The sequence below is a fragment of the Haloarcula sp. S1AR25-4 genome, from assembly GCF_031624555.1.
In the GTDB taxonomy this organism is placed as follows: Archaea; Halobacteriota; Halobacteria; order Halobacteriales; family Haloarculaceae; genus Haloarcula; species Haloarcula pellucida.
Genome location: NZ_JAMQOR010000010.1, coordinates 1 through 24,518, shown reverse-complemented (window position 1 = coordinate 24,518; position 24,518 = coordinate 1). Strand labels below are relative to the sequence as shown.

Annotated in this window: 38 protein-coding genes; 2 read left to right on the top strand and 36 right to left on the bottom strand. The window is 64.7% G+C overall.

All coding sequences use genetic code 11. The features are described from left to right. The first annotated feature begins 21 nt into the window (after positions 1–21). Complete coding sequence (locus NDI85_RS21265) at positions 22–213, top strand: hypothetical protein (RefSeq protein WP_310916958.1); 192 nt, start codon at positions 22–24, stop codon at positions 211–213. On the opposite strand, the gene NDI85_RS21260 is transcribed toward NDI85_RS21265, so the two are convergent. The 36 genes from NDI85_RS21260 to NDI85_RS21085 all read right to left on the bottom strand — a co-directional run bounded on the left by NDI85_RS21260 (position 200) and on the right by NDI85_RS21085 (position 24,008). Continuing rightward, a complete protein-coding gene (locus tag NDI85_RS21260) occupies positions 200–1,615 on the bottom strand; it encodes a hypothetical protein (protein ID WP_310916957.1) in 1,416 nt (471 codons plus the stop codon). The two genes, NDI85_RS21265 and NDI85_RS21260, sit on opposite strands and share 14 nt — an antisense overlap. A gap of 3 nt (positions 1,616–1,618) precedes the next feature. Continuing rightward, positions 1,619–1,771 carry a hypothetical protein gene (locus NDI85_RS21255; RefSeq protein WP_310916956.1) on the bottom strand — a complete coding sequence of 51 codons (153 nt, stop codon included), beginning with the start codon at positions 1,769–1,771 and terminating at the stop codon, positions 1,619–1,621. Continuing rightward, a complete protein-coding gene (locus NDI85_RS21250; protein WP_310916955.1) occupies positions 1,768–2,328 on the bottom strand; it encodes a hypothetical protein in 561 nt (186 codons plus the stop codon). The genes NDI85_RS21255 and NDI85_RS21250 overlap by 4 nt, the downstream gene beginning before the upstream one ends. After that, positions 2,325–3,254, bottom strand: coding sequence for a phage tail tube protein (locus tag NDI85_RS21245; RefSeq protein ID WP_310916954.1), 930 nt, complete (start codon positions 3,252–3,254; stop codon positions 2,325–2,327). The genes NDI85_RS21250 and NDI85_RS21245 overlap by 4 nt, the downstream gene beginning before the upstream one ends. Positions 3,255–3,307: 53 nt before the next feature. Next, positions 3,308–3,721 (bottom strand): hypothetical protein, encoded by a 414-nt coding sequence (locus NDI85_RS21240; protein ID WP_310916953.1) that lies wholly within the window; start codon positions 3,719–3,721, stop codon positions 3,308–3,310. A 31-nt stretch (positions 3,722–3,752) separates the two neighbouring features. Further along, on the bottom strand, positions 3,753–4,301 hold the full coding sequence (locus NDI85_RS21235; RefSeq protein ID WP_310916952.1) for a hypothetical protein: 549 nt from the start codon (positions 4,299–4,301) through the stop codon (positions 3,753–3,755). Beyond that, positions 4,298–4,807, bottom strand: a complete 510-nt coding sequence (locus NDI85_RS21230; RefSeq protein WP_310916951.1) for a hypothetical protein — start codon at positions 4,805–4,807, stop codon at positions 4,298–4,300. The genes NDI85_RS21235 and NDI85_RS21230 overlap by 4 nt, the downstream gene beginning before the upstream one ends. 1 nt (position 4,808) lies before the next feature. Beyond that, entirely contained in the window at positions 4,809–5,501 is a 693-nt protein-coding gene (locus NDI85_RS21225) for a hypothetical protein (RefSeq protein WP_310916950.1), read from the bottom strand. Between the two features lie 3 nt (positions 5,502–5,504). Further along, positions 5,505–6,266, bottom strand: coding sequence for a hypothetical protein (locus NDI85_RS21220; protein WP_310916949.1), 762 nt, complete (start codon positions 6,264–6,266; stop codon positions 5,505–5,507). Beyond that, positions 6,257–6,508, bottom strand: a complete 252-nt coding sequence (locus NDI85_RS21215; RefSeq protein ID WP_310916948.1) for a hypothetical protein — start codon at positions 6,506–6,508, stop codon at positions 6,257–6,259. The genes NDI85_RS21220 and NDI85_RS21215 overlap by 10 nt, the downstream gene beginning before the upstream one ends. Positions 6,509–6,514: 6 nt before the next feature. Next, complete coding sequence (locus NDI85_RS21210; protein WP_310916947.1) at positions 6,515–7,750, bottom strand: hypothetical protein; 1,236 nt, start codon at positions 7,748–7,750, stop codon at positions 6,515–6,517. Beyond that, positions 7,747–8,739, bottom strand: a complete 993-nt coding sequence (locus NDI85_RS21205) for a hypothetical protein (protein WP_310916946.1) — start codon at positions 8,737–8,739, stop codon at positions 7,747–7,749. The genes NDI85_RS21210 and NDI85_RS21205 overlap by 4 nt, the downstream gene beginning before the upstream one ends. 66 nt (positions 8,740–8,805) lie before the next feature. Then, positions 8,806–9,564: a hypothetical protein gene (locus NDI85_RS21200; RefSeq protein ID WP_310916945.1), complete on the bottom strand. Its 759-nt coding sequence runs from the start codon at positions 9,562–9,564 to the stop codon at positions 8,806–8,808. Positions 9,565–9,574: 10 nt separating this feature from the next. Next, complete coding sequence (locus tag NDI85_RS21195; RefSeq protein WP_310916944.1) at positions 9,575–9,883, bottom strand: hypothetical protein; 309 nt, start codon at positions 9,881–9,883, stop codon at positions 9,575–9,577. Positions 9,884–9,885: 2 nt separating this feature from the next. Further along, positions 9,886–11,607 carry a hypothetical protein gene (locus NDI85_RS21190; protein ID WP_310916943.1) on the bottom strand — a complete coding sequence of 574 codons (1,722 nt, stop codon included), beginning with the start codon at positions 11,605–11,607 and terminating at the stop codon, positions 9,886–9,888. 3 nt (positions 11,608–11,610) lie between these two features. After that, a complete protein-coding gene (locus NDI85_RS21185) occupies positions 11,611–13,248 on the bottom strand; it encodes a hypothetical protein (RefSeq protein WP_310916942.1) in 1,638 nt (545 codons plus the stop codon). 146 nt (positions 13,249–13,394) lie between these two features. Next, positions 13,395–14,006, bottom strand: a complete 612-nt coding sequence (locus NDI85_RS21180; protein WP_310916941.1) for a hypothetical protein — start codon at positions 14,004–14,006, stop codon at positions 13,395–13,397. Further along, a complete protein-coding gene (locus NDI85_RS21175; protein WP_310916940.1) occupies positions 14,003–14,749 on the bottom strand; it encodes a hypothetical protein in 747 nt (248 codons plus the stop codon). Before NDI85_RS21175 ends, NDI85_RS21180 begins: the two co-directional genes overlap by 4 nt. A 14-nt stretch (positions 14,750–14,763) precedes the next feature. After that, on the bottom strand, positions 14,764–15,162 hold the full coding sequence (locus NDI85_RS21170; RefSeq protein WP_310916939.1) for a hypothetical protein: 399 nt from the start codon (positions 15,160–15,162) through the stop codon (positions 14,764–14,766). 5 nt (positions 15,163–15,167) lie between these two features. Further along, a complete protein-coding gene (locus NDI85_RS21165) occupies positions 15,168–15,560 on the bottom strand; it encodes a hypothetical protein (protein ID WP_310916938.1) in 393 nt (130 codons plus the stop codon). A 70-nt stretch (positions 15,561–15,630) separates the two neighbouring features. Further along, complete coding sequence (locus NDI85_RS21160) at positions 15,631–15,915, bottom strand: hypothetical protein (RefSeq protein ID WP_310916937.1); 285 nt, start codon at positions 15,913–15,915, stop codon at positions 15,631–15,633. A 19-nt stretch (positions 15,916–15,934) separates the two neighbouring features. Continuing rightward, complete coding sequence (locus NDI85_RS21155) at positions 15,935–16,192, bottom strand: hypothetical protein (RefSeq protein ID WP_310916936.1); 258 nt, start codon at positions 16,190–16,192, stop codon at positions 15,935–15,937. Then, positions 16,189–16,443 (bottom strand): hypothetical protein, encoded by a 255-nt coding sequence (locus tag NDI85_RS21150; RefSeq protein ID WP_310916935.1) that lies wholly within the window; start codon positions 16,441–16,443, stop codon positions 16,189–16,191. Before NDI85_RS21150 ends, NDI85_RS21155 begins: the two co-directional genes overlap by 4 nt. 2 nt (positions 16,444–16,445) lie before the next feature. Then, entirely contained in the window at positions 16,446–16,577 is a 132-nt protein-coding gene (locus NDI85_RS21145) for a hypothetical protein (protein WP_310916934.1), read from the bottom strand. Further along, positions 16,574–17,971 carry a hypothetical protein gene (locus NDI85_RS21140; RefSeq protein WP_310916933.1) on the bottom strand — a complete coding sequence of 466 codons (1,398 nt, stop codon included), beginning with the start codon at positions 17,969–17,971 and terminating at the stop codon, positions 16,574–16,576. Before NDI85_RS21140 ends, NDI85_RS21145 begins: the two co-directional genes overlap by 4 nt. Then, entirely contained in the window at positions 17,964–18,140 is a 177-nt protein-coding gene (locus NDI85_RS21135) for a hypothetical protein (RefSeq protein WP_310916932.1), read from the bottom strand. The genes NDI85_RS21140 and NDI85_RS21135 overlap by 8 nt, the downstream gene beginning before the upstream one ends. Then, positions 18,140–18,415, bottom strand: coding sequence for a hypothetical protein (locus NDI85_RS21130; RefSeq protein WP_310916931.1), 276 nt, complete (start codon positions 18,413–18,415; stop codon positions 18,140–18,142). Before NDI85_RS21130 ends, NDI85_RS21135 begins: the two co-directional genes overlap by 1 nt. Then, on the bottom strand, positions 18,412–18,726 hold the full coding sequence (locus tag NDI85_RS21125) for a hypothetical protein (protein WP_189002053.1): 315 nt from the start codon (positions 18,724–18,726) through the stop codon (positions 18,412–18,414). Before NDI85_RS21125 ends, NDI85_RS21130 begins: the two co-directional genes overlap by 4 nt. A gap of 209 nt (positions 18,727–18,935) precedes the next feature. Then, positions 18,936–19,304 carry a hypothetical protein gene (locus NDI85_RS21120; RefSeq protein ID WP_310916930.1) on the bottom strand — a complete coding sequence of 123 codons (369 nt, stop codon included), beginning with the start codon at positions 19,302–19,304 and terminating at the stop codon, positions 18,936–18,938. A 6-nt stretch (positions 19,305–19,310) separates the two neighbouring features. Continuing rightward, a complete protein-coding gene (locus tag NDI85_RS21115; protein WP_310916929.1) occupies positions 19,311–19,877 on the bottom strand; it encodes a hypothetical protein in 567 nt (188 codons plus the stop codon). Between the two features lie 164 nt (positions 19,878–20,041). Further along, the gene (locus NDI85_RS21110; protein WP_189002057.1) at positions 20,042–20,278 is read right to left on the bottom strand and encodes a helix-turn-helix domain-containing protein; all 237 of its coding nucleotides are present in this window, start codon (positions 20,276–20,278) and stop codon (positions 20,042–20,044) included. Beyond that, complete coding sequence (locus NDI85_RS21105) at positions 20,275–21,003, bottom strand: ParB N-terminal domain-containing protein (protein WP_310916928.1); 729 nt, start codon at positions 21,001–21,003, stop codon at positions 20,275–20,277. The genes NDI85_RS21110 and NDI85_RS21105 overlap by 4 nt, the downstream gene beginning before the upstream one ends. Further along, a complete protein-coding gene (locus NDI85_RS21100; RefSeq protein ID WP_310916927.1) occupies positions 21,000–21,266 on the bottom strand; it encodes a hypothetical protein in 267 nt (88 codons plus the stop codon). Before NDI85_RS21100 ends, NDI85_RS21105 begins: the two co-directional genes overlap by 4 nt. Then, positions 21,259–21,654: a hypothetical protein gene (locus NDI85_RS21095; RefSeq protein ID WP_310916926.1), complete on the bottom strand. Its 396-nt coding sequence runs from the start codon at positions 21,652–21,654 to the stop codon at positions 21,259–21,261. The genes NDI85_RS21100 and NDI85_RS21095 overlap by 8 nt, the downstream gene beginning before the upstream one ends. Positions 21,655–21,701: 47 nt before the next feature. Next, a complete protein-coding gene (locus tag NDI85_RS21090; protein WP_310916925.1) occupies positions 21,702–22,775 on the bottom strand; it encodes a hypothetical protein in 1,074 nt (357 codons plus the stop codon). Positions 22,776–23,561: 786 nt separating this feature from the next. Further along, positions 23,562–24,008, bottom strand: coding sequence for a hypothetical protein (locus NDI85_RS21085; RefSeq protein WP_310916924.1), 447 nt, complete (start codon positions 24,006–24,008; stop codon positions 23,562–23,564). 282 nt (positions 24,009–24,290) lie between these two features. Between NDI85_RS21085 and NDI85_RS21080 the strand changes: the two genes are divergently transcribed. Continuing rightward, positions 24,291–24,518, top strand: a 228-nt coding sequence (locus NDI85_RS21080; protein ID WP_310916923.1) for a hypothetical protein, incomplete at its 3' end; no start/stop codon positions are given.

Sequence of the window (24,518 nt, the reverse complement as noted above, 5' to 3'; positions counted from 1 at the left end):
CCTGTGTCAGTATGTCAAAATATGCAAATCCGCGAGTTCTGGCCGATGTACGCCCTCGGGGCGCTGGCGTTCATTGTGATGATTTACGGGATGTACGTCGGTGGTTTCGACAATTCGATCTTTGGCGTTACTGTCCTTGCGCTGGTCGCCATCATTATCCGACAAAAGCGGACGATTCTGGATCTGCGGGAGCAGCTCTCTACTGACGATTGAGGTCACGCTTCAGATCGCGCTCGAACTCGTCAAGACGTCTGTCGACGATCCGCTCAGTCTCGCGCGTGTCCTGGCTTTCTTCGATTGTGACCTCGTTCGTCACCTCGACTGTAGTCTCGTTGCTGGACGTCGCGTTTCTGGTGCTCGTCGACTCTAACTCATCGGGCGTGACACGTCGCGTGTTCGACTGAGAGTTGGTGCCGAGCGAATCAAAGAGTGGTTTGTACAGTTTGGTCAGAAATCCGGAGATGGGGTCGGTTTCCTGGCCGTTGGCGTTCATCGACATCCCCAACTCATCAGTGTAGAACTCGCCGACGCTTCCAGACCCTGTTGCGGCGGCCCCAATAAGGCCCGGCGCGATACCGGCAAGTGGCCCAAGTGTCCCAGCAGCAGTTGATGGGGCGCCTTGGCTGGCTTTACCCGCGCCAGCCAGAAGTGCGGCGATAGATCCACCAGCAACAGCTCCTTTGATTAGATCTATGACACCACCACCTCCACCGCCACCACTGCCACTCCCGCCCTCATCACTCACCAACTCGGAGGCGGGCACCTTCTTTACGAGCGCCGACAGCTCAACGCTGTCCAGTACCTTGGCGGTGGCGACGCTGTTCAGCACCGATGTCGCATCCTTGCTGTTCAGTACCGATGAGACAGCCACTTTCGTGAGGACCGACGACGCGGCGACGCTGTTCAACACCTTGCTCGCGTCCTTGCTGTTCAGCACCGCCGTCACGTCCTTGCTGTTCAGCACGTCCGTCACATCCGTACTGTTCAGGATGTCGGATGCGTCGGAACTGTCCAGGACTTTCGACGCGGCAACGCTCGACAGGACCGACGACGCTGGTACCGCGCCAGTCAGGACCGTCGACAGCGCGACCGAGCCGACGACCAGCTCCGACGCCGGCACCGACCCCGTCACCGATGTGCCGTCGCCCTCACCAGGCGCCGGCTCTTCGCTGGGGGCTGGCGTCGGGAGCGTCTGGCTGATCGCACTCGCCAGCACTGCGGCCGCAGCGACGCCGCCGAGACCGCCGCCACCGCCGCCGCCGTTCCGCCCACGACGGGGCCGTGGCAGGTCGAGACCGTCGCCACCGCCGCGGGCGGTCATCTCCTGCAGGTCCAGCTGCTGGCGCAGCAGGTCGTTACGCTCACGATTCAGGTCGAGGTTCTCGTCGAGATGGTCGGTCGCGGTCTCCAGATAGGTGTTCGACTGGTCGAGCAACTTCCGGGACATGGCGCGCTCGCGACCGGCGATGCGCCGGTTGCCCGACGCGGCCTGCCGACTCGGACTCGGCGACGCGTTGACGTCGACGGAGACGCCCTCAATCTCGCTCTTGAGGGCGGCACTCGCGCCGTTGACGCTGGTGATCTCCAGCACGCCGGCGGCGCTGAACTCGCTCACGAGCTATCCCTCCGGAAGCCCACCCAACGACTGCCGGGCCTCGAGGACGTCGTGGATGGCGAGCCAGTCCTCGATCTCGCCCCAGGAGAGCTCGTCGAAGACGCGCGGGTCGCCGCCGCGGTCGATGTACATGCTCCGGGCATACCGATAGATCACTCCTCGGTCGACGTCGTCTTCGTCGGCTTGTCCCCGGGCGAGGTCCCGGAGGACGTCGCGTTTCCCTCGGGATCCATCAGCGCCGTGATCCGACCCTCGGCCCACTTGAGGTACCACGGATGGAGCTTCCCGACGGCGCCGGCGATCTCCGCGTCGCGCATGTCCTCGCCGACGTAGGGGGCCTCGACGGTCCCGTCGGCGATGAGCAGGATGCTGGACGTGCCGCTGCCAGCGTTGGGGTCGGACTCGAGGTCGTTCTCCATGTTGGCGAAGGTCCGCGCCCGCACGGCGCCGAGCGTGACGCCGTCGACGGGCTCGTCCCACATCGGGAAGTCGTCGTCTTCGTGGGCGTCTTCGCCACCGCCGCGGCCGGGGCAGGCCCAGATGGCGCCCTTGCGCTGGGTCTGCAGCGTCTGGATCGTCTCGAGGAGCGCCGCCTCCTGGTCGCTGCCGTCTTCTGTCTCGTCGGCCTCGGCCTGCAGGTCGGCGATGCGGTCGTCCAGTCGGTCGATTTCCTCGGCGAAGTCGAAGTGCGTCTCGTTGAACGTGCCAGTCATGCGAAAGTCACCGCCGGGTCACCGTTGACGTTGAACGTCGTCGCGTCGGTCGCGTCCTCGGTACTGATGATCTCGTTCCACTGGTGGCTGTCGGGCTTCAGCTTCGCGAGGTTGTACGTCCGCAGCGTCGTCCCGTCGGGTGCGTTCAGCACCAGCGTGCCGGCGACGCTGTCGAGCGTGTCTGGCGGTGCGCTGGTCGACGACCCACGGGCCAGATCCATCCGCGTCTCCTCGACGAACGTCGCTTCGACGTCGAGCGTCGCCGACGGGGCAGCCGTGACGCCGCGGTTCGGCGTCGGCGTCCCGCCGCGCTGGAACCGTGCGAGGTCTGATAGCGTCAGCGTCGCCGACTGCATGTCCGAGACGCTGGTGCCATCGATGGACAGGTCCGTGCCGTGCCACGCGACAGAGGAGCCGTCGGTGACTGGCGTCGCCGTCGTGAGATCCGTCGACGGATCGGGCTTCTGGTCGGCGTAGGCCAGCGACAGCGTGTACTGGACCTCGCCGCCTTGCTGGTAGTTGATCGAGTACTCCAGCGGGATGCACCCGAGGTACTCCTCGGTGGCGGTGCCGCTGGGATACTGTACGCCGGAGAAGACTCGCCCCGACGTCGACAGTCCCGGTTGGATCGTGTCGGCGGCGTTCAGCACGAGGTTATCCTCGATCTTCGTGTGGACGTCGGCGCTGACGATCGCCTCGATGGTGATCGCGCCCTCGAAGTTTTGCTTGACCGACTCGACGCTCCAGGCCGCATCCGCTTCGCGCAGCTCTTGCAGTTGGTTCTCCAGCGATGGGCCCTCGCTCAGTGTGGGGTTGCGCCCGAGGTGGAAGAGGTCGGGCGTGCCGTCGCTGTCGGCGTCGACGAGCGAGCCCATGAAGGACTGCTCGCCGCAGGCAACGAGGGTGCCGGTCCCCGCGCCAGTCATGCTGTACCTCCGCTATACGCGTGTCTCATGATCATGAAAACCATCGGTCAGTGTTAGGCGTCGTCGGCCGCAGCGGCGATGACCTGCGAGACGATCGCTCCGCTATCGTTGCGTGCTGATACGAGGTCGCCGGCAGCGTTGCCGTCCGAACCATCCGAAGTGTAGACCATGCGCTCGCCGGCGGCGAGGTCGTCTGTTGTCGGGGCACCGCGCTGTACGTGGACTGTCGAGCCGCCGGTGAAGAGCGTCGCGGCTAGCCCGACAGTGGTGTCGAGGCTGAGCCACTGGTCGCCGGTGCCGACCCAGCGATTCCCGCTGGGTGTTTCTTCAACGACTCGTCCTTCGGTGGGGTGGTAGTCTGCACGGTCGCCGACGATTTCGAGGTCGTCAGCGAGCGCCGCCACGATCGTGGCGAAGTCGATGCTGTTGCCGTCGGTGTTTGGATCGATTGGATATGGATCTGGCATGGGTGACTGGTATGAAGGAGCCGGCTCAGCGTCAGCTAAGGTCTTCGAAGCCGTCGAAGACGACGTCGAAGTCGTGTGCGTAGTACTGCGAGAAGTTGTCTGAGCGCGGTGCCTCGTTCGCGATCGACAGATGCGTAAACGAGATGTTGGGGCCGCCGGCGGCCGGGTACTCGCGCCCGTCGTAGATGGCGGCCCGCACCCGACGGACGAACTCACTCCACGGGATGCCCCACTCGCCATCGGGATCGACATGCCCGCCGTAGCCATCGCGAGCCGTCAGCCCTTCCAGCTGGACGCCGACGACCTCGTCGACGTCGAGATCGTACTCGGTGCCGATGGGGTCGCTGTTGCGGTCGGCGTAGGCGGCGCCGATGTAGACGCCACGCTCGAGGGCACCGGCACGCTGGCGGATTGGCGTCGACATGTCGAGCGTCCCGCTACCGTCGTAGAACCGGTTGTTGGTCCGATCGATGCGCCGGACGACGACGTCACTATCGTCGGCCTGCGAGTAGTCGGCGGCGACGCTGTCGACGACGCTGGCGACTTGCTCAAGCACCCACTCGACAGTTGGATGAGTCACGAGAGCTCCCTCCGGAGCCAGTTGAGCGAGTCCCGTACCGCTCGCGACGGCGGGATGCCGCCCGTCTCGCTGCCCCACTCGACGGACTCGGTCTTTACCCACTGGTCGGCGGCCTCCCAGTAGAAGTGCAGCAGGGGGTTGCCCTCGATGGTGTGGGGCGCGACGCCGAACTCCCAGAACTGCATCACTTTGTGATCCCACGACCACTCGGCCTGGACCGAGCGTCGGCCACGCGACGCGTCGACGCCGGCGAAGCTGTCGAGCAGCGGCCCCTCAGTGTAGCCGTTCCGATCGGCATAGCTCTGCAGTTGCTGGTGGGCTCGCTGGACGGTCTGGAACACGAGATTCTCCTGCTCGCCGACGAGCTTGCGCTCGATATCGTCGAGGATCGCCTCGCGAGCGCTCTCGGCGGGCGCGTCGACGACAGTCACGGTCACGCGCCCTCCGAGTGGGTTCGTCCGTAGCTCGACCGCGATTGCCAGCGGGACAGGTATGTCAACGACCATGTCATAGCTTCGAGAAGCCGCTGTAGCTGGCGGTGGTACTTGTCCAGGTGTCCTCGAGTGCCTGTTCTTTCGTCGAGCGGTTGGTCAGCTGGCCGTTGTCGGGCGCGCTCGTCTTCTTGTCGTCGTCGAGAGCGAGCATCGTCGCCGCCTTCGCTGCGACCGCTTCGGCGACGTCTGGCGGCACGCCCTCGACGAGTCCAGAGTCTTTGACCGTCACGTCGGCGTCGAGCGGGCCGTGGCGGTACGTCAGCCGACAGAACCGCGTGTTGGGGTTATCCCACGGCGTGTGGGCGAACCGCCGCTCGAAGATACGGAGGCGCCGGCGTCGGGGGTCCAGCGTCCAGGCATCGCCCTCTTCGTCGGTGACGTCCTCCCACTCGTCGCGACCGGTGCGCACCTCGATGGTGTCGCCTTCTGTGGGGTCGATCGGCAGCGGGTTGGCGTTGTCGAGGATGATCGTCGCCGGATGCCACGACAGCGCGTCCTGGACGTCGTAGACTTCCCACGTTCGCGGGTCCGACTGGTCGCCGACCCGTTTGGGGTGGAACGGCTGGTTGGTGCGATTGATCCACTTCTGTGTCGCCGATTCGACACGCGACTCGGCCCGCGTCTTGAGCGAGTCCTGCACCGTGTTCGGGTCCAGATCGAGGGCCCGGATCACGGCGTCAGTGGTCGCGTAACGGACGTCGGCCATGGGTTACTCCTCGTCGCTGTCCGTGTCGCTGTCGTCGGACCCGTCGTCCGTCGTGTCGTCGACGCGCGTGATCGTCACGTCGTCGGGATCATCCTCACCGAGCGCGGCGTCGATGGCGTCCTCGACGGTGTCAGGCGTGAACCGGGTGAGGTACTCTGCCATGTCCGTGAGGCCGGCCGTCCGAAGGTCGATCTCGTCGGGGTCCTGGCGGACTACCTTGACGATGTCGGACGCTTCGGCACGCGAGAAGCGGTCGACGTACTCGTCAGAGCGCTGCTGGGAGACGGATGCTTCGTCGTCGGCCTCGACACCAGAAATGGCGCGGAGTTGCTCGCGATACGGCGCCTCGTCGTCCTTGTCGTAGACGCGGCCGGCGTCGTCGAGGTCGAGCTTTGCCATCACTTTGGCACGCTTCCAGCGGTCGAACCCTTCGTAGAAGACGTCCGGCGGCAGGTAGTTGCGTTCGAGCAGTGCCTCGGACAGGCGCTCGGGGTCGTACAGAACCTCGAAGTCCGACCGCGCCTCGAGGGCGTGGACGCCCATCGACGCGTTGTCGACGTGTTCGGGGTCGAGGTTCGTCGGCAGGATGCCGAAGTAGACGCGACCCTGCTGGAACTTCGGCGGGCCGTCGTAGCCTGCCCGCTGGCGGATGTCCTGATCGGTCTTGACCGAGCGGTCGCCCGTGTAGCGGAAGCCGACGAACTCGACGTCGGCGTGGCCCTTGTCTTCGAACTCTTCGGCGCTGTTGAGCGTGATTACTGGCATGAGTCAGTGGTGGCGGTGGCGTTGGTGGTGTTGTCGGAGTCTATCGTGGCGACGGTCTCGACGTCGTCCTCGCGGAGTATCTCGACGACGTTGTCGGCGCCGACATCGAGAACAGTCGTGTCGTCGTCGTAGACGTACAGGCGACCATCGTCGTCGCGGGCCCAGTGGGTGCCCTGGACCTGTCGCACGTACACACGGCCGCCGATAGCGACGGTGGTGGTGATGGTAGTAGTGTCAGTCATGAAGCGTTACTCAGCGAGGTCGCGGAGCTTCCCACAGCTGGCGAAGTCGCGGTTGACGACCTCGTGGTGCATCAGCATGAGTGCCTGTTCGCGGTACTCGCCGGTGGCGAGGTAGCCCTGCGTCTGGCCGCGACCGGCCGTCTCGGTGTAGGGCTGAGCGAACTGCTCGACGGCGAGGCGCGGCTGCCCGCGGATCGTGTCCGTCGGCACGACGAAGATCGACGAGATGTTGCCGTGCTTGATGGCGTGCTGGTTGGCGACGATCGGGATGCCGTCGTAGTCGCGATGGCGGGCCGTCCCGGAGACGCCGCGGATCGTCGACGCGTCGCCGACGCCCTCGGTCCCGTTCTCCGACATCGAGATCATGTTGCGGACGTTGTTCCGCTGCGCGGCGAGGTCCGACAGGACGCCGGCCGTGTCGTGCCCCGTGAGGATCGCACAGTCGTTGTAGACGTCGACGTCGGCGAACTCGTTCATCGAGTTGAGGAACGAGGTCATCAGGTCGTTGGTGAGCTGGCGAGCGCCAGACGCGCCGTTGTGGTCGACGTAAGAGTCTGCCCACGTGTCCGCAGACCGGTCAATGTTCCCGTAGTCGAGGTCGCCGTCGTTGTAGGCGTTCCCGTTCGGGTCCGTCGCGTTGCCCTCCTCGTCGCTGGCCGCGATGGCGCGGTCGAGCGACGTGATCGTGTCCGTGCTGCTGTAGGCGGTGTCGCCCTGGAGGACGCCGTCGGCGATGCCGTCCCGGTCGATCGCGAGATCCAGCTGCTCCTGCTGGAGCTGCCAGAACTCTTCGAAGCCGACGGCGTCCTCGATGGCGGCGTAGATCTCCTGCAGGTCCGACACCTCGGCGACCGTCTCGGATCGCTTGGGGTCGTACTCGACCTCCTCGACGCCGAAGGTGGTCCCCGAAGAGACGTTGCCACCCTCGCTGTGGGTCTGCAAGTCGACGGGGTTCGTCGCAGCGCGGAAGGCCTTCGCGGTGACCGGGCCCTCAAGCGAGGCGTTGAAGCGGTCGACCTGCGAGAGGGCGTTGTACCACGAGTGTTCCTGGTTGTACTGGGCGTACAGCGTCGCCGTGAAGATGGCGTTCACGTGGGCAGCGGTCGAAGAGTCGTACTGTGCCTTCTGCAGCAGCCCCTCGTCCCAGTCCATCGGGACGTCGCTGACCATGTTCGACTCAAGGAACCGGGCGGGACTGCTCCCGCCGGCGTATCCGTGCATCGGGTGCGGGCTCATACTCATTCGTCATCACCTCCAGTAACCGGGCTCGCATCACCGACTGTCTGCGAGTTGTTCTCGGGCGCCGTCGCCACCGTCTGGTCGGTCGTCGCGAAGTCGCCCTTCTGCTCGACCGTGCCGACCAGTTCGTCGGCGAGGTCGTCATCGGTCGCGAGCTTCTGGGCGACCGCGCCGGCCATCTCGTCCAGCACTTCGTCGCTGGTGACGGCATCGGCGACGCGCTCGTTGATGTTGACGTCGTCGAGCATCTGGTCGGGCTCGGGGTCGCGGTCGTGGCCGTCGCCGTTCATGTCCGGCTGGTCCGGCGTCGGCGAGCCGGCATCCGGACTGCCGCCGCTGTCGCCGTGACCTTCGACGGTCACACCGGGAACGTTCTCGGAGACCCATTCGGCAGCGGCCTCCTGGACGTCCTTGCCGACGGACTCGGCGTAGTTCTTGACGGTGTCGGCGGCGTCGGACCCGCCGATCTCTTCGACGAGGTCGATCGGGTCCATCGAGTCGCCGTCGCCGTCCTGCTTCTGGTCGACGCCGCCGTCATCATCGGGCGTGGCGTCGGGGTCGGTACTGTCGGGGTTGGTTGGATCAGTCATGTCAGTCGAGAGGTTGTCTGTCAGCGCGTTCTGGTCGACACCGGCGACATCGCTGAACGCCTCGAGGAACGTCGACGCGTCCTCCTGTTCAGCACTGTCAGCAGCCGCCGAGAGGAGGTCCAGCGCGTCGCTTTCCTGCAGTGGCGTCCGGTCCGCGACCGCGCTGGCCGCGTCCCGCATCGCCTTCTGGTCGACATCGGAGCCTTCGACGGCGCCGAGTTTGGCGTCGACCTCCTCGTCCAGATCGCGCATCGTCGTTACTACGGTATCGGGGTCGACGTCGTCGCCCGCCTGCTGGTCGGCTGTCTGGAGGATCTCAAACGGCGAGGGGTCCTCAGACAGGTCGTCCAGCACCGCACGGGCTTTCTGGTCGACCGTGTCGGTCGAACCGAAAAACTCCATAGTGTGGATGCATGGCCATGGTCCCTCTCGGACGGTGGCCTACCGTCCCGTCATCGGGGATCAGTCCTAGTCGTTCTGTAGCTTCGCGAGCACGCAGTCCGACAGCGACGAAGACTCAGCGTCGCTGCCGTCGTCGGTCGCGAGCTTCTGTTCGACCTGCCCGACGAGACTCTGACGCCGGCGCAGCCGCCGATGAATCGCCGCCTCCAGTTGGCTGCCAAGTTTGAAGTCCACGACGTCGAAGTCGGCCGCCGGGTTGACGACGAGTTCTTCGTCGCCGAGCGTGACTGCGTGCAGGTCACAGTTGACCGTGACGCGTGTCCCGTCGGGTTTCGTGTGCTCCTGGTTGGAGTACACTGTCACACTGTACCCGCCGTAGTCGCCGTTGAGGCAGCGCATCCGCGCCAGCTTGCTCATCGTCGTTTCGTTGCCGATGTTCGCGACGAGAACGAACTCGTTGTCGGTGACGGTTGTTTCGTAGATCGTGCCGCCGTCGGAGATCCACTCCCAGAGTGGGATGCCGATCGGGACGTCGTCGTGCTTGTCGGAGATGATGCCTGGCTCGCGCTCGGACTCCATGTAGCGCTCGAGGGCGTCCGAGACGGCGTCCATCTGGACCTGCTGACCCGTTCGGTCGACGATCTCGACCGATGCCGGACCCTCGATGATGAAGTTCTCGGCGTCGAAGATCGGCTCCTCCCACTCGTCAGGGACGTCGTCGCGAGTCAGCCGGCGGTCCTTGATCGGGCCGCTGGCGTCGACCGTGTCGCCGACGTTGGCGGTCGGCTGACCACCGACTGGCTGGTTGAGTACTTGAATAGGCATGGAGGAGTTCCTACAGCGCGGCGATCCACATCGTGAGCGTGCCGGCGTCCGCGGCACTCGTGACGTTCGCCCGGACGTAGGCGTCGGGGATCGGGTTCGTCAGCGTGATCTCGGTACCAGTCGCGCTGTCGACGGCTATCCACGTGTCGCCGTCGACGCTCGCCTCGAGCGTGATCGTCGGGTCGGTGGTGATCGCGTCGGCCTCGGTCGTCCGAAGCGTGACGCGGCGCTGCTTGCGCTTCTCCAGTTGCGTGCCGGTGATGGCACCGGTAGTTGTCGGGTCGATCGTCTGCGCGCCGGTGTGTTTCGAGCGTGACATGGTCATCGGTCAGGTTGCGAATCGGGATCGGGAGTGGTTGCGGCGTCGGTACGGTCGGGTGTGCCAGCGCCGGCGGTCTGGTTGCCGGCGGCTGGCTCGCGTCCGTCTTCGGGTGGCGGCTCGGCCGCCGGGTCGTCGGGTGTCGCTGCGCCCATCTCCGTCGGGTCGATCTCCTGGTCGGGGATATGGAGTTGGCCGTCCTCGACGGTGACGCGCGTACCAGTCTGCTGGGCCAGTTCGACGCCCTGCAGCACCTCCAGCGGCGAGAGTGCCGACTCCTCGCTCTCGGGATCGACGTAGGCCAGCTCCCAGTCGCAGTGGCCCTGGACCATCGCGATGATCCGGCAGAGCTTGTCCAGTGCCTTGTCCTTCGTGTCCTGGTGGGCGGCGGCGACCGCCGAGTTCGTGATCTCGACCTGTGTGCCCTCCGCGTTGAGCCCGCCGGCGTCGGAGAGTTCGTTTTCGAAGGCGTCCGTCAGCCCGAACATCGCCCGGATCTGCGACATGAGGCGCTCGACCATCGGCTCGCGGCCGTTCAGTCCCGACGACGCCGACAGGTCCAGCAACTCGATATCGACGTCGTCCGGATTGCCTTCGTACATGAGGCGTCCCTGCTCCCAGGGGTTGTTGCTCTCCTCCTCTTTGAGCGAGGCTCGCAAGCTTGAGGTGACGTTCTTCCCGTAGGCCACGAGGAACTTGTCCGGCAACTGCTGGTCGTTCTGCGGAGAGAGGTACTGCAGGTCGTAGTTGCGCGACCACTGCAGAATGGCCTGCAGCTTGACGAGAGGTCGTATCGGCGACCGACCGTCGAGGCCGTTGCGAATCGGGAAGTGTCGAGCCCAGTCGATGACCTCATGCGTGAGAAACAGCGTGCGGATATCGCGCGTCGACCCCGGTTCCGTCTCGACGTAGCCGACCTCTGCGAGTTGGGACTGGCAGTGCGGGCAGACCTCTGTCGGGCGGTTGGCGTCGCCCTCGAAGGTGAGCGCCTTGGCCTCCCAGTACTGGTCGCGATGCGCGGGGCACGTCCACCAGCCACCGTGGCGGTTGTGTTCGTCGAGGACCGGCAAGATGCGCGTTGGGTTAGCGTGTACGAGCTCTTTCAGCGCCGTTGGCTCCCAGCGCGTCGTCGACTGGATAGTGCGGTCGGCGACGGCGACGTCCTCGGTGACTTGCTGGTACTTGAGACGGACGAGGATCGTCGAGACGCCGCGATAGCTCTGGAAGTCCTCTTCGTACTTCATCAGGCCGGCGAGGGACTGCCCCTCGGCGTTGACCGACTCGACGAACGACGCCAGCCAGTGCTTTTGCTCACGCGACGGCCCCTCGAACTCCGAGTGGCCACAGACCGCACACGTGTCACGCTCCTCGTCGAACTCGGTCCCGCACTCGAGACAGCGGTCGGTGAACGCCGGCACCAGCGCCGGAAACTGGTTGCGGTACATCTCGTCGCGGAACCGCTTGATCGTCGTCGACAGCTCCGTCGAGTTGAGCGAGAAGCTCCGTAGGTCGACACTACCGAACACGCCAGAGTGCGAGGCGGCCCGTGGCACAGGACCCGTCTCGCCGGCGTGTTCGCCGGAGTGGCCCTCCTGCGTCTGCGGTGTCGACTCGATTTGGGCCGCGAGTGACTGGTCGACGTTGCCGTCTGGCCAGTCGATCGCGACCAACTCTCCGTCCTCATCCTCGCCGAGCTTCGTCGTGCGTGGGGTGTTGTCAGCCATGTGTTAAAAGTCGAGATGTTCGAACTCGTCGTCCGTGACGTGGTCGACCGAGCCGTCCGGGCCACGCGATGCGATTTCGAGCGCGTCGAAGCGGTCGTCGTGACTGGCGTCGGGGAACGGCAGCCACTCCTCGCGGATGAACGACTCCCAGCGCTCGTTCTCCTCGCTCGCGACCTTGATGTTGCCCTGCTGGAAGCGGTTGGCCAGCCGGTGCAGACGCTGCTCCTTCTCGCCGTCCGAGGCCGTCGGCGTCACGTGGACGTCGACGTTGTCGGCAACGACCTCGGCGATCTCGTCGCCCTCGAAGTTGGACTCAACAAGCAGCTCGCCGACCGGGTAGTCTGCGAGGTGGACGTCGACGAAGTCCGTCGCCGCCTCCTCCCACATGTAGCCCCGATCGCGCCAGACGTCGATGGCGTACTCCTGGTCGAGGTCGCGGTCGTAGGCGTACACCGCCAGCGCCCAGTAGTCCGACTCCCCACGCTCGCTCGCTGCGAGGTTGTCCGGGTTCGCGAAGTCCAGACCCGCGTACCACTCGTAGGCGTCCCAGTCGTCGCGCGGGATCGGGTCGACGAAGCGGAGCCAGTCCAGATCCAGCACGCGCCCGACAGCGGCTTCGGGGTTCTGCTGGTTCTCGGCCTGCCACAGCCCCGTGTCACCAGCCTTCGAGACGACCTTCGTGAGCAGCGTCTCGGGCCGCTCGAAGTCCGGCCATAGCGTTCGGAACTGCGTGTCGTCAGCGGGCCGGATGCCGTCGTCGATGATGTCGACGTCGTCGGGGACGTCCCGGAGCGTCGGGTAGACGTTGCCGTCGGTCGCGTGGACGACGTACTCCTCGTTCTCGATGACGTGCCAGTCCGGCGTCGCTCGCCAGACGCGCGCCGACCAGCCCGGCTGGGAGACGCCACGGGCGATGTGGCCGTCCCACTCGGGCGTGTTGGTCGCGAGGATCTGCTCGCGGTAGACGTCCTCCGGCGTCTTGCGCGTCCCGATAACGATGTTGACGCTCTTGTGCGGCAGGCAGGTCGCACCGCGTTTGGCGGCGACGTTGTCGACGAACTCCTCGAAGTTCTCCGAGATCGTCTCACGGAGTGCCGTCGTCTGGTTGGTCAGCGTCGCGATGTCGTCGTAGATGATGACGTCGAAGTGCGACCCCGTGTCCGACGTCCGGATGGACAGGGGTTCGAGCGTCGGCTCGATGTTGGTCCGGCCGGCCTCGAGCTGGATCGTCGTCTTCGACTCGTCGTAGACTGGGACGTTGTAGCGCTCGCACGCCTCTTCGATGGCCGCGACCGCCGTCTTCGCCCGCTTGTTGGCGTGCTTTTTCTTGTGCGAGACGATGGCCATCCGGACGTCCGGCCAGTTGACCGCCAGCCACGCCGGCACGACCTCGATAGTGCTGACGGTCTTGCCGTAGTTGCGTGGCGCGAACAGTGCCTGGTTCTTCGGCGTCTCCGCATCCGTGACGGCGTCATGGACGGACTGGTACCAGTCGAGCAGATGCTCGGGCGGTGCGAGGATGCCCTCGGTCCCGAGGTGATCGATCGAGAACGCCGGCAGCCACTGTTTCGTCGCCGCCGGATCCGAGAGCACGCGGGTCCACTTGTCGGTCGGGTCACTGGAGGCGGTACTGGTCGACATCTACGTGTCCTCCTGCAGGCCGCATTCGTCGCATGTCTCGCCGGCGTCAAGGCCAGGTGCAAGCGACTCGTCGCGCTCGCCGCCACGTGACTCGCCGTTGACTGTTCGTAGCGCCGCCGATTTGCATCGGGCACACAGCGGCATCGTCACTGCACCTCCCGTATCTCGTGGCGGCACCAGTCGTGGACGACGTGGACGCTCGACGGCGGGTCCTCGACGAATCGGTGTTTGGCCGTCTGCATCAGGTCGACGAGGTCGTGATACGGCACGCCCTCGTCGGGGATCTGCGACCGGATCCACTGGCAGGCCGGGTGGTCCGCTTCGGGCCCACCCCAGCGGAAGCGTCGGCCGGCGAGGCGCTCCTCGCGATAGCCGCGCATCCGGGCCTGCAGGACGAGTTGGTTGAGGTGTTGGCGCGCCGTCTTGAACGCCCAGCCGCGGTTGATGTCGAACCGCGCCGCCATGTCCTCGGCGATCGTGTAGATGTCCCACGGCTCGCGCTCGACGTGGTCGAGCCAGAACGCCCGGTAGTCGTCGGGCGTGATCCGGTCGACGTCGTCGGGTGTCGCCGGCGGGTCGAGGGCGAACTCACGGCGGACGACCTCGGGTAAGTGGTCGGTGACGAGGTCGGGCATGTACTGCGATCGGGCGTAGTCGGGCGCCTGGTTCTCGTAGCGCCCGAACTCCGCTTTCTGGTCCGGCGACGTCGACGCCGGCGCCGTCAGCCGAGCGAGGATGTGGTACCCGAGTGTGTTCATGCGCGAAGGTTCTCAGAGAGATCCTCGATGACTTCTTGCGTACTTTCGTCGAGGCCGTGCTCGTGGGTGTGGTCAACCTCGCCGTCGACGGCGACGTCGATGTCCGGCCCGAGCAGCCCCATCTCCTTGAGCCACTTCCGGTCCTCCTTCCGGAGTCGCTGCTGGGTCTTCACGACGACCGACTCGGTGTAGCGGTCCTCTTCGCGAGCCGCGTGTTCGGTCGTCTTGATGCGCGTCTCTTTGTCGACGAACGCGTTACCGGACTCGAGATCATCGGGTTTGTCGACCGCCCAGTTGTCCGAGTGGATGATCTTGATCTGGTTGACGGCGATCTCTGAGAGGCGGGCCTTCTCACCGGCGACGGGCTCGCCGTTGACTTCGCGGTACTTCCGGACGTATCCCTCGAAGATATCGTCACAGAGGTCGCGCAGTCCGTCGGTGATGACCTTCTGGTAGAAGCGGTTGTGTTCGACGTACAGGGCGTGCGTGACGGCGTTCGTGTTGTCCTCGGGAGCGCCGTCACCCTCGGCGTTGTCGTTGCCCTCCGGAGCACCGGAGTCGTCGGAGCCGCCGTGAGTTGAGCAGCGGCCGCCGTCGCCGTCGGTCCCCCAGCCAGCCGTCCGGTTGCAGTAGCCGACAAACCGGCCGTCATCGGTTCGCCTCGCGTTGCAGTCGTCGCCCGGCTGGCGCTTTGGGACGTCGTCGATGGGGTGCCCAACGAGGTCGTCTTCGGTCTGGTCCATGGGGTTGTTTGTTTCTAGTCCGTAAGCTCCAGCGCTGTGAGGACGCGCTGAGTCCTGTTTGAGGGTGTGTAGCCAGTGATGAACGCTCGATGTTGGGCGACATCCCACGGGACGTCGTCGCCGTGCGCCGGCGTCGGCAGCGAGAGATCGACGATAGTGTCGTCGCGACGGAGGAACCAGTGGGCGCCGCCGGCGTCGTCGTAGACGTCGCCCCAGTCGAGCCGGTAGACGTCGAGGTCGCTGTCCGTGTCGCCACCCATGGCGTGGAAGTACGCTTCGGCCAGCACGTAGCACGCGCCCTCGATGGGGTCGTCGTAGTGATCGTACTCGTCCTTGCGGATGTCCGGGTTGTTACGGACGTACTCGCGGAGCCGTTGGGCCGTGGGATCTGGTTCGACGACAACGTCGGGCATGTAGTTTAGTTGTCCCGTAGCTCTTCGCGGGCTGCGACCTGTGCGTCGACGTAGATGTCGACGTCGAGCAGGCGGCACTTCGCCGACAGCAAGTCGGCCGGCTCGTCGGGCTCCATGCCCTCGAAGTACGTCGCAATCTTCGCGAGCAGGTCAGGGTCCGACGCCGGCGAGATCATGTCCCACGACAGCGTCTTCATCTCGTCTTCGTCGACGCCGAACTCAGCAGGTTCGGGAGCATTGTCGACGAGCTCCTGGAAGTCGTCGGCGGCGTCGCGTTCCTCGTCGGTCCACTCTTCGATGGGGTCGACGTCGTCAGCCATCTCGGGGTCGAAGGACAGGCCGATGACGCGGCGATACTTATCGTTCGGTGCGATCGTGACGTCAGCGGTGGTAGACATCGGTTGGAGTTGTAGGGTTTTGGGTTGCGATGCTCCCCAGTAGCGTGACGTGTGCCACTGGGGCGATGAGTCAGCGCGAGACTAAGTCGTCGGGATGCGGCCCACACGGTGGATCCGGTGTGACGTGGGCGAGCAGGTCCTGGATGATCGGCACCGGTAGATCGCCCAGTGCGTCGCGGTCGAAGCCCTCGACGTGGTCGGCGAGCATGTCGATCGCCTCATCCAGTGTCGGGCAGGGTTTGCCGTCCAGGTAGGACTCGAGCGTGTCGTGGTCCATAATCTGCACGTCAACTTCGACCGACGCCGTCGGCCCCGAAGCGTGGACGCGGACTGTCGAGAGGTCGTGGTCGGTCATGGATGAACACAATCTGATGTCATCGGCGCGTTGCGTTGGCGAGCGCCTGCTCGACGGCCGTTTCGGTCAGCGTCTGGATGTCCGAGAGGTGGGCCTCGGTCAGGACGTCGTCGGGGACCTGACCACAATCTGCATTCACGCTGCCGTCTTGCGATTCGAGCGTTTCGAGCGCGTCGGCCAGACGGTTCTCGAACTCGTCCCACGTCTCGTCCTCACGCTTGAGGTCCTCGTGACGGGCTTTGGTCTCTGCGTCGACGGTGATGCTCCTGCGGGTCATGGTTGGACGGGTTCGAACTCTGAGGAGAGGATCCACTCGCGCTCTGCCTCGCGGTCCTCGATCAGGATGTAGATCTCGGGATCGGGGACGAACCGCTGGAGCGTCGTCGCGACGACGGAGTCGCGCGGGCCCGGCAGTTCCGGTGGCGACTCGTCGCGAGCAGCGTGCCGGTGCAGCCACGGTTCGTCGACGGCCTCGACGAGTCGGTGGGCAGCGTCTGCGGCTTTGGTGAGTGTATCGGCGTCAGTCATGGTCAGAGGTGGTAGTACGCGGCGCCATCGTGACGATGGATCGTCGCCCCGTCCAACTGCAGTGGTCCGGCCTTCGGGACCGACTGCGGAGAGACACGGACGGCGTCCTTACCACAGCTGGGGCAGTTGCTCATGGCTCGAAGTCTCGCGTGTCGATGGGGAACGCCGACGTCAGGCCCTCGTCGGAGACGCCGTGGGCCGTCGCGACGTCCTGGTAGCGTCGCGTCGGCCGGCCGCCTAGTCGTTCGACGAACTCGCCGGCGGGTTTCGGACTGCCAGTACAGAAAACGGGCGGGCCATCCCACGGGATGCGACCGGAGATGTGGTGGTGACCCATGTACGCGATATCGAAATCGTGGTCCATCAGCGTCCCACGCCACTCGTTTTGCCGCGCCGACGTCTCGGCCTGGGGGCGACGGTCCTGGCCATGGCGCAGGTGACCGAGGACCTCACCGCCGCGCATGTCGAAGTTGCGGTACGCCTTCGCCTCGCCGATCAGAAACTGCACGTTCTCGAGGGTGTCGTCGTCGGAGTACTCGCGGATAGCAGCGACGGCGTTGCGGATGTGCTTGTAGAGGATGAGGTCGGCGTTGGCCTGCCGGGACGTCCCCGACGCCCGGTGCTGGCCGTGGTTGCCGACCTGACAGACGACCTGCAGCGTCGGGAACCGCTCGGCGAACGCCTTGATCTGCCGCAGGAGTGGCGCGACGAGGATGTCGTGTTGCTCGTCCAGCCACGCGTCGAGGTGCTCGAACTGCCCCTCGTAGATGCCTTCGTTGGTGATGAAGTCGCCACCCCAGAGCAGGTGGCCAGCGTCGTAGAACGAGCCGTGCTTGTCCGCCAGCGAGAGGGAGCGCTCGGTGATGTGGTCGATGACCGCCGGGATCATGTCGGTCTCGTAGACGACCTCGCCGTCGTCGCGACGGATGCGGTCGCCGGCGTGGAGGTCCGTCAGGTGCGTGACCCAGTCCTCGTTGCCAGCGTAGGCGTCGAGGGACGACGTCGGCCACTCCAGCTGTGCGAAGTCGTGAACGAGCTCGTCGTGGCGCTTCTGCCACCACTTGTTGGCCTTCCGCGTTCGTGTCTGCTTGTGCTCGCTGCTCCGGAGGTGGTCCTGATCGGGACCGTGGTAGTTGCCGGCGTCGTCGCCATCGAGGGACCAGCCCTTCTCGGCGATGACGTCCAGATGTGCCCTGACCACGCGTTCGTCGACGCCGAGGTCTTCGGCGAGGGCGGCGATGGACGACGGGAGCGAGCGGTAGATGTACGCCTCGCGTTCCGACAGTTCCTCACGCTCATCGTCGTCTGCAGCTTCGTCGACGACGTCGGCACCGGCCCGCGTCCAGACGTTCTCGTCCTGATCGTACTCAAGTACGATGCCGTGGTGTTTCTCTAGCCGGTTGCGATAGCCCTCGACCGTCGTCGGTTGGACGCCCATCGAGGAAGCGGCGTCGGGCGTCGACGTCGGGAGGAGTTCGAGAAACTCCCGCAGCCGTGGGGCTTCGTCGGTGTCAGGTAGGTCACTCATGTTCGAGTCGGTTGCGCTCCTGCAGGTATCTGTGGAAGAACTCGACGCCCTCTATCCAGCCCGTGGAGAACACCTCGTCCGGCGCCGCGTCGGCCTGGTCGCGAGCTGCGTCCAGTGCCTCGTCGAGGTCGCGGTCCGTGTAGAGGTTCTCGTTGGTGGGGCCGGGCATCACTCACTCTCGTCTGTGCCGTCGTTGCTGTCGTCGGAGTCGTTGTCGGTGATCTCCTGGGCGTCCTCGACGGCGGATTGCATGGCCCGCTGGCCGAACACGGCGTAGCCGCTCGCCAGCAGTATCGCGAGCATCGCGACCTGCCAGAGCATATCGAGTGACTGCCCGAGGATCTGAGCGCGCCCCCACACGAGGAGGACCCCGACGATGACGATCGTCCCGACGGCCTCGCCGAGCGAGGGCGGTTTGGGGGGCTTGGCCTGGTCCATGTTCATGGGTCGTCGTTGTCGTCAGACTGCTGGGCGCTCACTTCCGCGAGGGCCTGGAGGAGGGCCGCGTAGTCGCCGATCTCGATACCGTTGTAGAGCATCAGCAACGCCAGCCCAAGCGATCCGACCAGCGTCGGATCGGCCCCCAGACTGAGTGCGTACAGCGTGATCGCGACAGTGCCGAGGTTGACGACCGTGGCACGCAGGATTTTGAAGGCCTTGAGCATCCGGAAGTCACCGCCTTCCTGCAGTGCGGCCACGTAGTCGTCGACTAGCGCGTCCGGACAGTACCATGGCCGCGGGTTTATCGTACTCATGGGACATTCATGAGATCGTCGTGCCATCGGCAGGCACCGAGCGATGAGGTTGTCTGTACGCCATTTGTGAGGTCCCCGGTCACGCGTGACCGTGCTGTCGGCTGGTGCCGAAACGGGGTGTGGTGGTATGGAAAGAGCTGGGGGTGGGGTTTGGTAGATGTAGAACGAGACAGCCATCCCTCGCCTGCTGCCACGTGGCAGTCAGCGGGTCATCGGGAGCCGTCGCTACGAGGATCCGTCGCGATGAACTCGCGGATGTCCTCGATCTGCTCCGACGTCCAGCGCCCCGAGTCTCGTGCCGCCTCCGTGTTGATGCTGATCGGGTAGCCCGTCACGACTTCTCCGACGTCGACGTCGACGACGAGACGGTAGGTGACGCCGCCGAACGTCGCTCGGAACCAGACGGTGCCGGGGTCTGCCTTCGTGACAGCGCCGTCAGTGATACACGTCGCAACGATCTCGTCGTCCAGATGCCGGGGCGGCCGGTCGTCCTCGTAGCGGTCGTGAAAGCGCTGCGTGAAGTGGAAGGTCGGTCGGTACGCCGACGGCTCTCGGGGCGGGTTGTCGGCGGTGGCCATGTGTCGTCACTCAGTGAGCGCAGCTGTCTTCCCGCCAGCAGCGTCGGAGCTCGTCGACGGCGTGGTCTGCAGGGCACGGGCGAACGCCACGGCGAAGATCTGGGACTCCTTGCCCTGCGTGTCCCGACGGCCGACTTTCAGTTTCGACAGTTCGGTGCAGAAGCGACGTTTGCTCAGCGACAGCGGCGTGTGGTCGCGGATGTAGGCGTGGAGGTTGACGGCGAACGCCTTCATCTTCTCCCACGGCAGCTGGTGGTGGCCGGGTTGCGTGTCGCTCCCGCAGTTCTCACAGAAGCAGGTGCCGAACCGGCGCGTGTTGTCCCACGGGCAGTACTCCTGGGACCCGAGGTCCGTCCGCTCGTACCACTCGTTCGTCGTCATCTCGAGGTCGGGTACGTCCAGTTCCGTGCCACTCGTCCGCCGGAGAACGTTCGAGTACTCGGGGCCGACGTCTCGGACCCGGGCGAAACAGTGGCTGCACACCTCACTGTTGTACCAGATGTACTCCTCGAACGCCTCGATTCCGTCACGGTCCTGCTGGTCGAGGTCGAAGCGGTCTGTTGATACGTTCATCTATGGAAAAAGACGGCCCACGCGGGCGGTCTGTTGGCGAACACCAGAAGTGCTCAGTCTGTGTGCACGTATGCGCGCCAGCAGTGATGAACGATTATCTACCAGCAGTAATACCGGTTCTTTCGAGCTAACCAACACCGGCGAAGTCATGCGGGTTGTGTTGGTTAGCCGGTGCGCTGATAGAGCTCCTGTCGAGCGTCGCTGGGGTTGGGCCGCGACGTGATCAGGCCGGCCGCCTCCAGGCGGTCGACGGCGTAGCGGGTAGTCCGATCACACAGCCACGACTCGTCCCGGATCTCCTGCTGAGTCCGGGGCTCATCCTCTTCAAGGACCTTGTACACAAGTTTCGCGCTCGGCGGGAGGTCCTCCAACACGTCGTCGATCGCGGCGGACTCGGTCATGCTGGTGTCGAGTGCTCCTGTCGGTCGGAGAGGTAGCGGTCGTCGATGTCCAATGCGTTCACCTGCGGACCCCAGCGCTCGCGAAGCCGGCGGAGTGCGACCCGCCCCTCGTCCAGACTGTAACTGCCGTCGAGGTGGTGTGCGGCGAACCGCTGGGCTGCGTCCCAGTCGTCGATGTGGATGACGTGCGCCCGGATGCGGTCGAGGCCAGCGATGTGACTGGCCCACACGCGCTTGTGGCCGTTGACGATCTCGTAGCCGTCGTCGACGTCACGAACGACTGGGATGGGGCGCGGGTAGCCTCGCTGTCGTATGCCGTCGACGAACGCCCGGTTGGCCTCAACGTCGAAGTTGCGCGAGTGGTACGGCGCCGCGTCGATGGCGTCTAGAGCGACGGTCGTCGGGTCGATCGTGTCGACGCGCTCGAGACGGGACTGCGGGAACGCGTAGTAGGAGACGTCGTCGGCATCCAGCTGCGCGAGTTCGAGATGCTGGTAGCCGGCGTACTTCGGCCGACAGCGTCGAAGCGTGTCGCGATAGACGACGATCGCGACGGTCTCGTCGGCCGGGTAGTTGGGGTTGTCCCGCGCGACTGTCGTGTCGTGCCCCTGGACGTGCCAGTCTTTGCTCGCGACCGGCGGTGTGTTCACGACGACGGCCTCGTCGGGGTCGGCCTGCTCGCGGTCGATGACGACATCACCGGGGCTGAGTGAGCGTTCCGTCATCGCTGTCCCTCCGTGCCGACGTAGGCCTCGATCTCTTCGAGCGAGATGCGTCGCTTGACCCGATGGCCGCGGTTGAAGTAGGCGTGCCCCTCGCCGAGACTGCCGAGTTTCGACCGGATGCGTTCGGGGGTTGGCTTGCGGCCGACGCGGTCTTGCTCGCGACGGATGACCTCCTCAATCGTCAGCGTCCAGCTGCAGTGTTCGCACGACTCGCCGATGCGCTCGACGACGCGGTCGGCGTCGGTTCGTGAAGAGTCACTCATCTGTGGCCTCCTTGTCGTCGATGTGGCGCGCTGCTTGCTCGATCAACTCTGTCGTCGAGTGCTCCTGTTCGTTCTCGTAGCCGATGAGTTCGCGCAGATCATCGTCGAGCGTCCGGGTGAGTCGGGTGTGGCTGTTGCGGTCTCTCCAGACGATCAGGTCGCCGGCGTTCACGGCGGCGCGGATGCTGTCGTCGACGTCGTCGCGCTTGTAGTCGCCAGTCCCGATCGGGTCACCGACGAGGACCTTGTAGACCGCGCGCGGCAGACAGCCGGGTAACTGCGGATCGCCGGAGTTGTGCTCGACCACCGACAGGACGCGGTCGTATCGTCCTTCGGCGTCGCCGCCGGCGTCGTCTCCCTCGCTGTTGGACCGATGGTCAGTCGCCACTAACCAACACCCCCGCTGATTCGGTCGGTGTGTTGGTTAGTCCCAGATCAGTCATCCGCGGCACCCTCCTGTTGCGGGCTGCTACCAGCACTGTACGAGGTGACGTCCGCGACCACGCCGATTTTGTCACGGTCGAGGCCGGTCTCCTCGTCTATCCAGTCCAGTATCGACTGGTCTACCTTCGAGACGTCCACGCGGAGAAGCAGTTTCGGTGACTGCGTCCCCACGCTGTGCTTGCCGTATTCAAAGCCCGGTTCGTCAGCTGCGGCCTCCATCAGATCGTAGGCGTACTGGTGCGAGGGGCCTGCCTTCGCCCACTTCTCGAAGAGCTCGATGACGTCTGTGTACGTGAATCCGCTCTGGCGTTCGCCGTTGTCGATCGCTTCTCTGACGGCCCACCGTCGAAGAAGAATCAGTCGTTCTGCCTTGTCGAGGTCGGCCCACAGCGTCTCTTCTTCGCGTGCCCACTCGGTGATGTACATGCCGTCGGTGTGGGGATGCTCGCCGGCGTTCAATTGCTCGAGGACGGGGTCGCGGTAGCGGTCGTAGGTTTCTTCGTCGTCAGATCCCGCAGCGGATGCGATAGCCGACTCGAGTGCGGCCTCGGGGAACATCCGGAGATCGCCCGGTCCGTCGCCGTCACAGATCTCGTCGGCGGCGTCAGCGACGACCATCGGATCCGGCCTGCTACCACTCGTGGTAGCACTCTTGGTTTCCGTTGAAAGAGTGTTTTCAACAGATTCGTCAGTGCTACCAGGATCCGCGCTCGTTGAAGCGACGTTTTCAACAGAACCGTCGGTGCTACCAGTGGTGGTAGCAGTGCCGACGAGGCGCTCCACGTCGTTTAGGAGGCGGCGAGCGGCGCCGCCGTCGACGTACGTATCCAGCGCAGCGGCCAGGAGACGGCCGTACGACGCCGCATCGTGTTTGTCGGCAAACTTCTTGAACCGCTCTTTGAGGTCCGCACGCACGCGGTGCGTGACGAGCTTCGTGTTCCCACCCTGGTAGCGGTCGGTGATGATAGCAGCGTCCGTTGAAGAAGAAAGCGTAGAGAGGTCCGTATGGGCCTCAAGGAGATCCTGCGCTTCGGTCAAGAGACCCTCGTCGTCGAGGAACTCCATCATGGCCGATTCGGCCTCGACGCGGAGGTAGAGCGACTGGTCGGCGTGTTTCTCGGCGACATGTTCGACGAACCGTTCCCAGGATTTTCGGGGAACGCGCCATCCGAGCTGGACACGATCCGTCATCGGCGACCACCTCGGCTTTCAACAGGAGTTGGCAGTGCTACCACATGGCTGGTAGCAGTTGCATGTGGTGTGTTGTGTGTTGTGTCACTAGTGTGGTAGCGGTAGTAGGGGGTTGTTGAAGACATCTTAGCAAACAGAGAAGTCTTCACACCCACCTTATCCCCGCTACGTCCGGCGGTTTCGGTGATTCCGGAGGTTCGTTGGCTGGAGGGGGGACACTCCTGCACCCTTTCTTCTTCAACAGAATCGTCGGTGCTACCACAGCTGGTAGCGTTGAATCGGCGTCGGATGCTCGGGGTTGCTGGTCGGCTCGTCCTGTGCGACTCGGTCGAACGGTGCGTATCCTGCATTCTCGTAGTGTCACGCCTGCAGCGGCGCCCGAGGGCGCCGTGGCTCGTGATAGCGCGGTCGCTCCCGAGGCCCGGGCTGACGACCAAACGCTTAAGCCATCCGCGAAGCAACCCAGTTGTACGGGCTCCGCGTCGGGGATCGACCGGCCAAGTCTTTTCCCCGTCGCGGAGCGGGTTACTCCGCAGTTGAGTTCTGAGTTGCTTCTGTCCTACTTGCTTCCACGCTTCTGTCGCCGGGGTTATAAGGGTTTGTGGACCAGTCACGTGTAATCTCTCGAGCTCCCGGCAGTCACCGCCAAACACGGAGCCATCAGTCATCAGACGGCACCTCCTCGGTCGAGTAGTATTCGCGCCAGCTATCGTCGCCGGCGCCGTCCTCTTCCTCATCGCGACCATCTTGCTCTGACTCCGCGGCTTCGAGAGCACTGTAGTAGTGCAGGGACTGTTCGTGCCAGACGCCGAGGTCTCTGAGTCGCTCGCGGACGTCGTCTTTGGTCAGATACCGGACGTCGTAGTCACCATGCTGCAGCGCGACGTTGACGCGCTTGTACGTCTGCTGGTGATTGAGATCTCGTTCGTCGTAGAGCTCCACCAACAGTGCGCTGACCGAGCCCGGACGACTCTCGTCCCTGCGCATGTACTCGTGCCAGCAGTCCGAGGTGCAGAACTCCTGATCGCGATGGGACCGCGGTGGCTGGAACTTGACACCACAACCTTTGCACTCACGTCTGGCGACGGCGTCAGCCTCGGCCGCCATGTGGGCAGTCCAACAGTCGGCGGAACAGAACCGGTTATCGTTGTAACTGGCGGTCTGGAACTGCTCGCCGCAGTACTCGCAGTCCTTAACGATATAATTTCGCTGGCCGCGAGTCTTACACTCCCAACTGCAGTAGCGAGATCGCTCCGCTTTGTTGGGTGGCTTCTCGTATTCGACACCACAAGTCTCGCAGGTGAGCGTTACCCGTTCGCGAGCGTCCTCAACGTAGCAATTCTGTGAACACCACTGCTGATCTTCGCGACCGACGAAGGTCTCACCACAATGCCGACACGTTCCCTCGACGTCGGTGTTGGTGACAGCGGCGGCGTGGCACTCTTCCGAGCAGTACAGCCGGCTATCGGCCTCGCTGCGCGTGACTACGAAAGTGTCCTCACAGTGACCACACTCGATCTCGACGCGATGGAACTCGAAATCGCACTCACGCGAACAGAATCGACGCTCGTCGGCGCGGTTCTGATGCACTTCGAACTCGTCGCCGCACTGCTCACA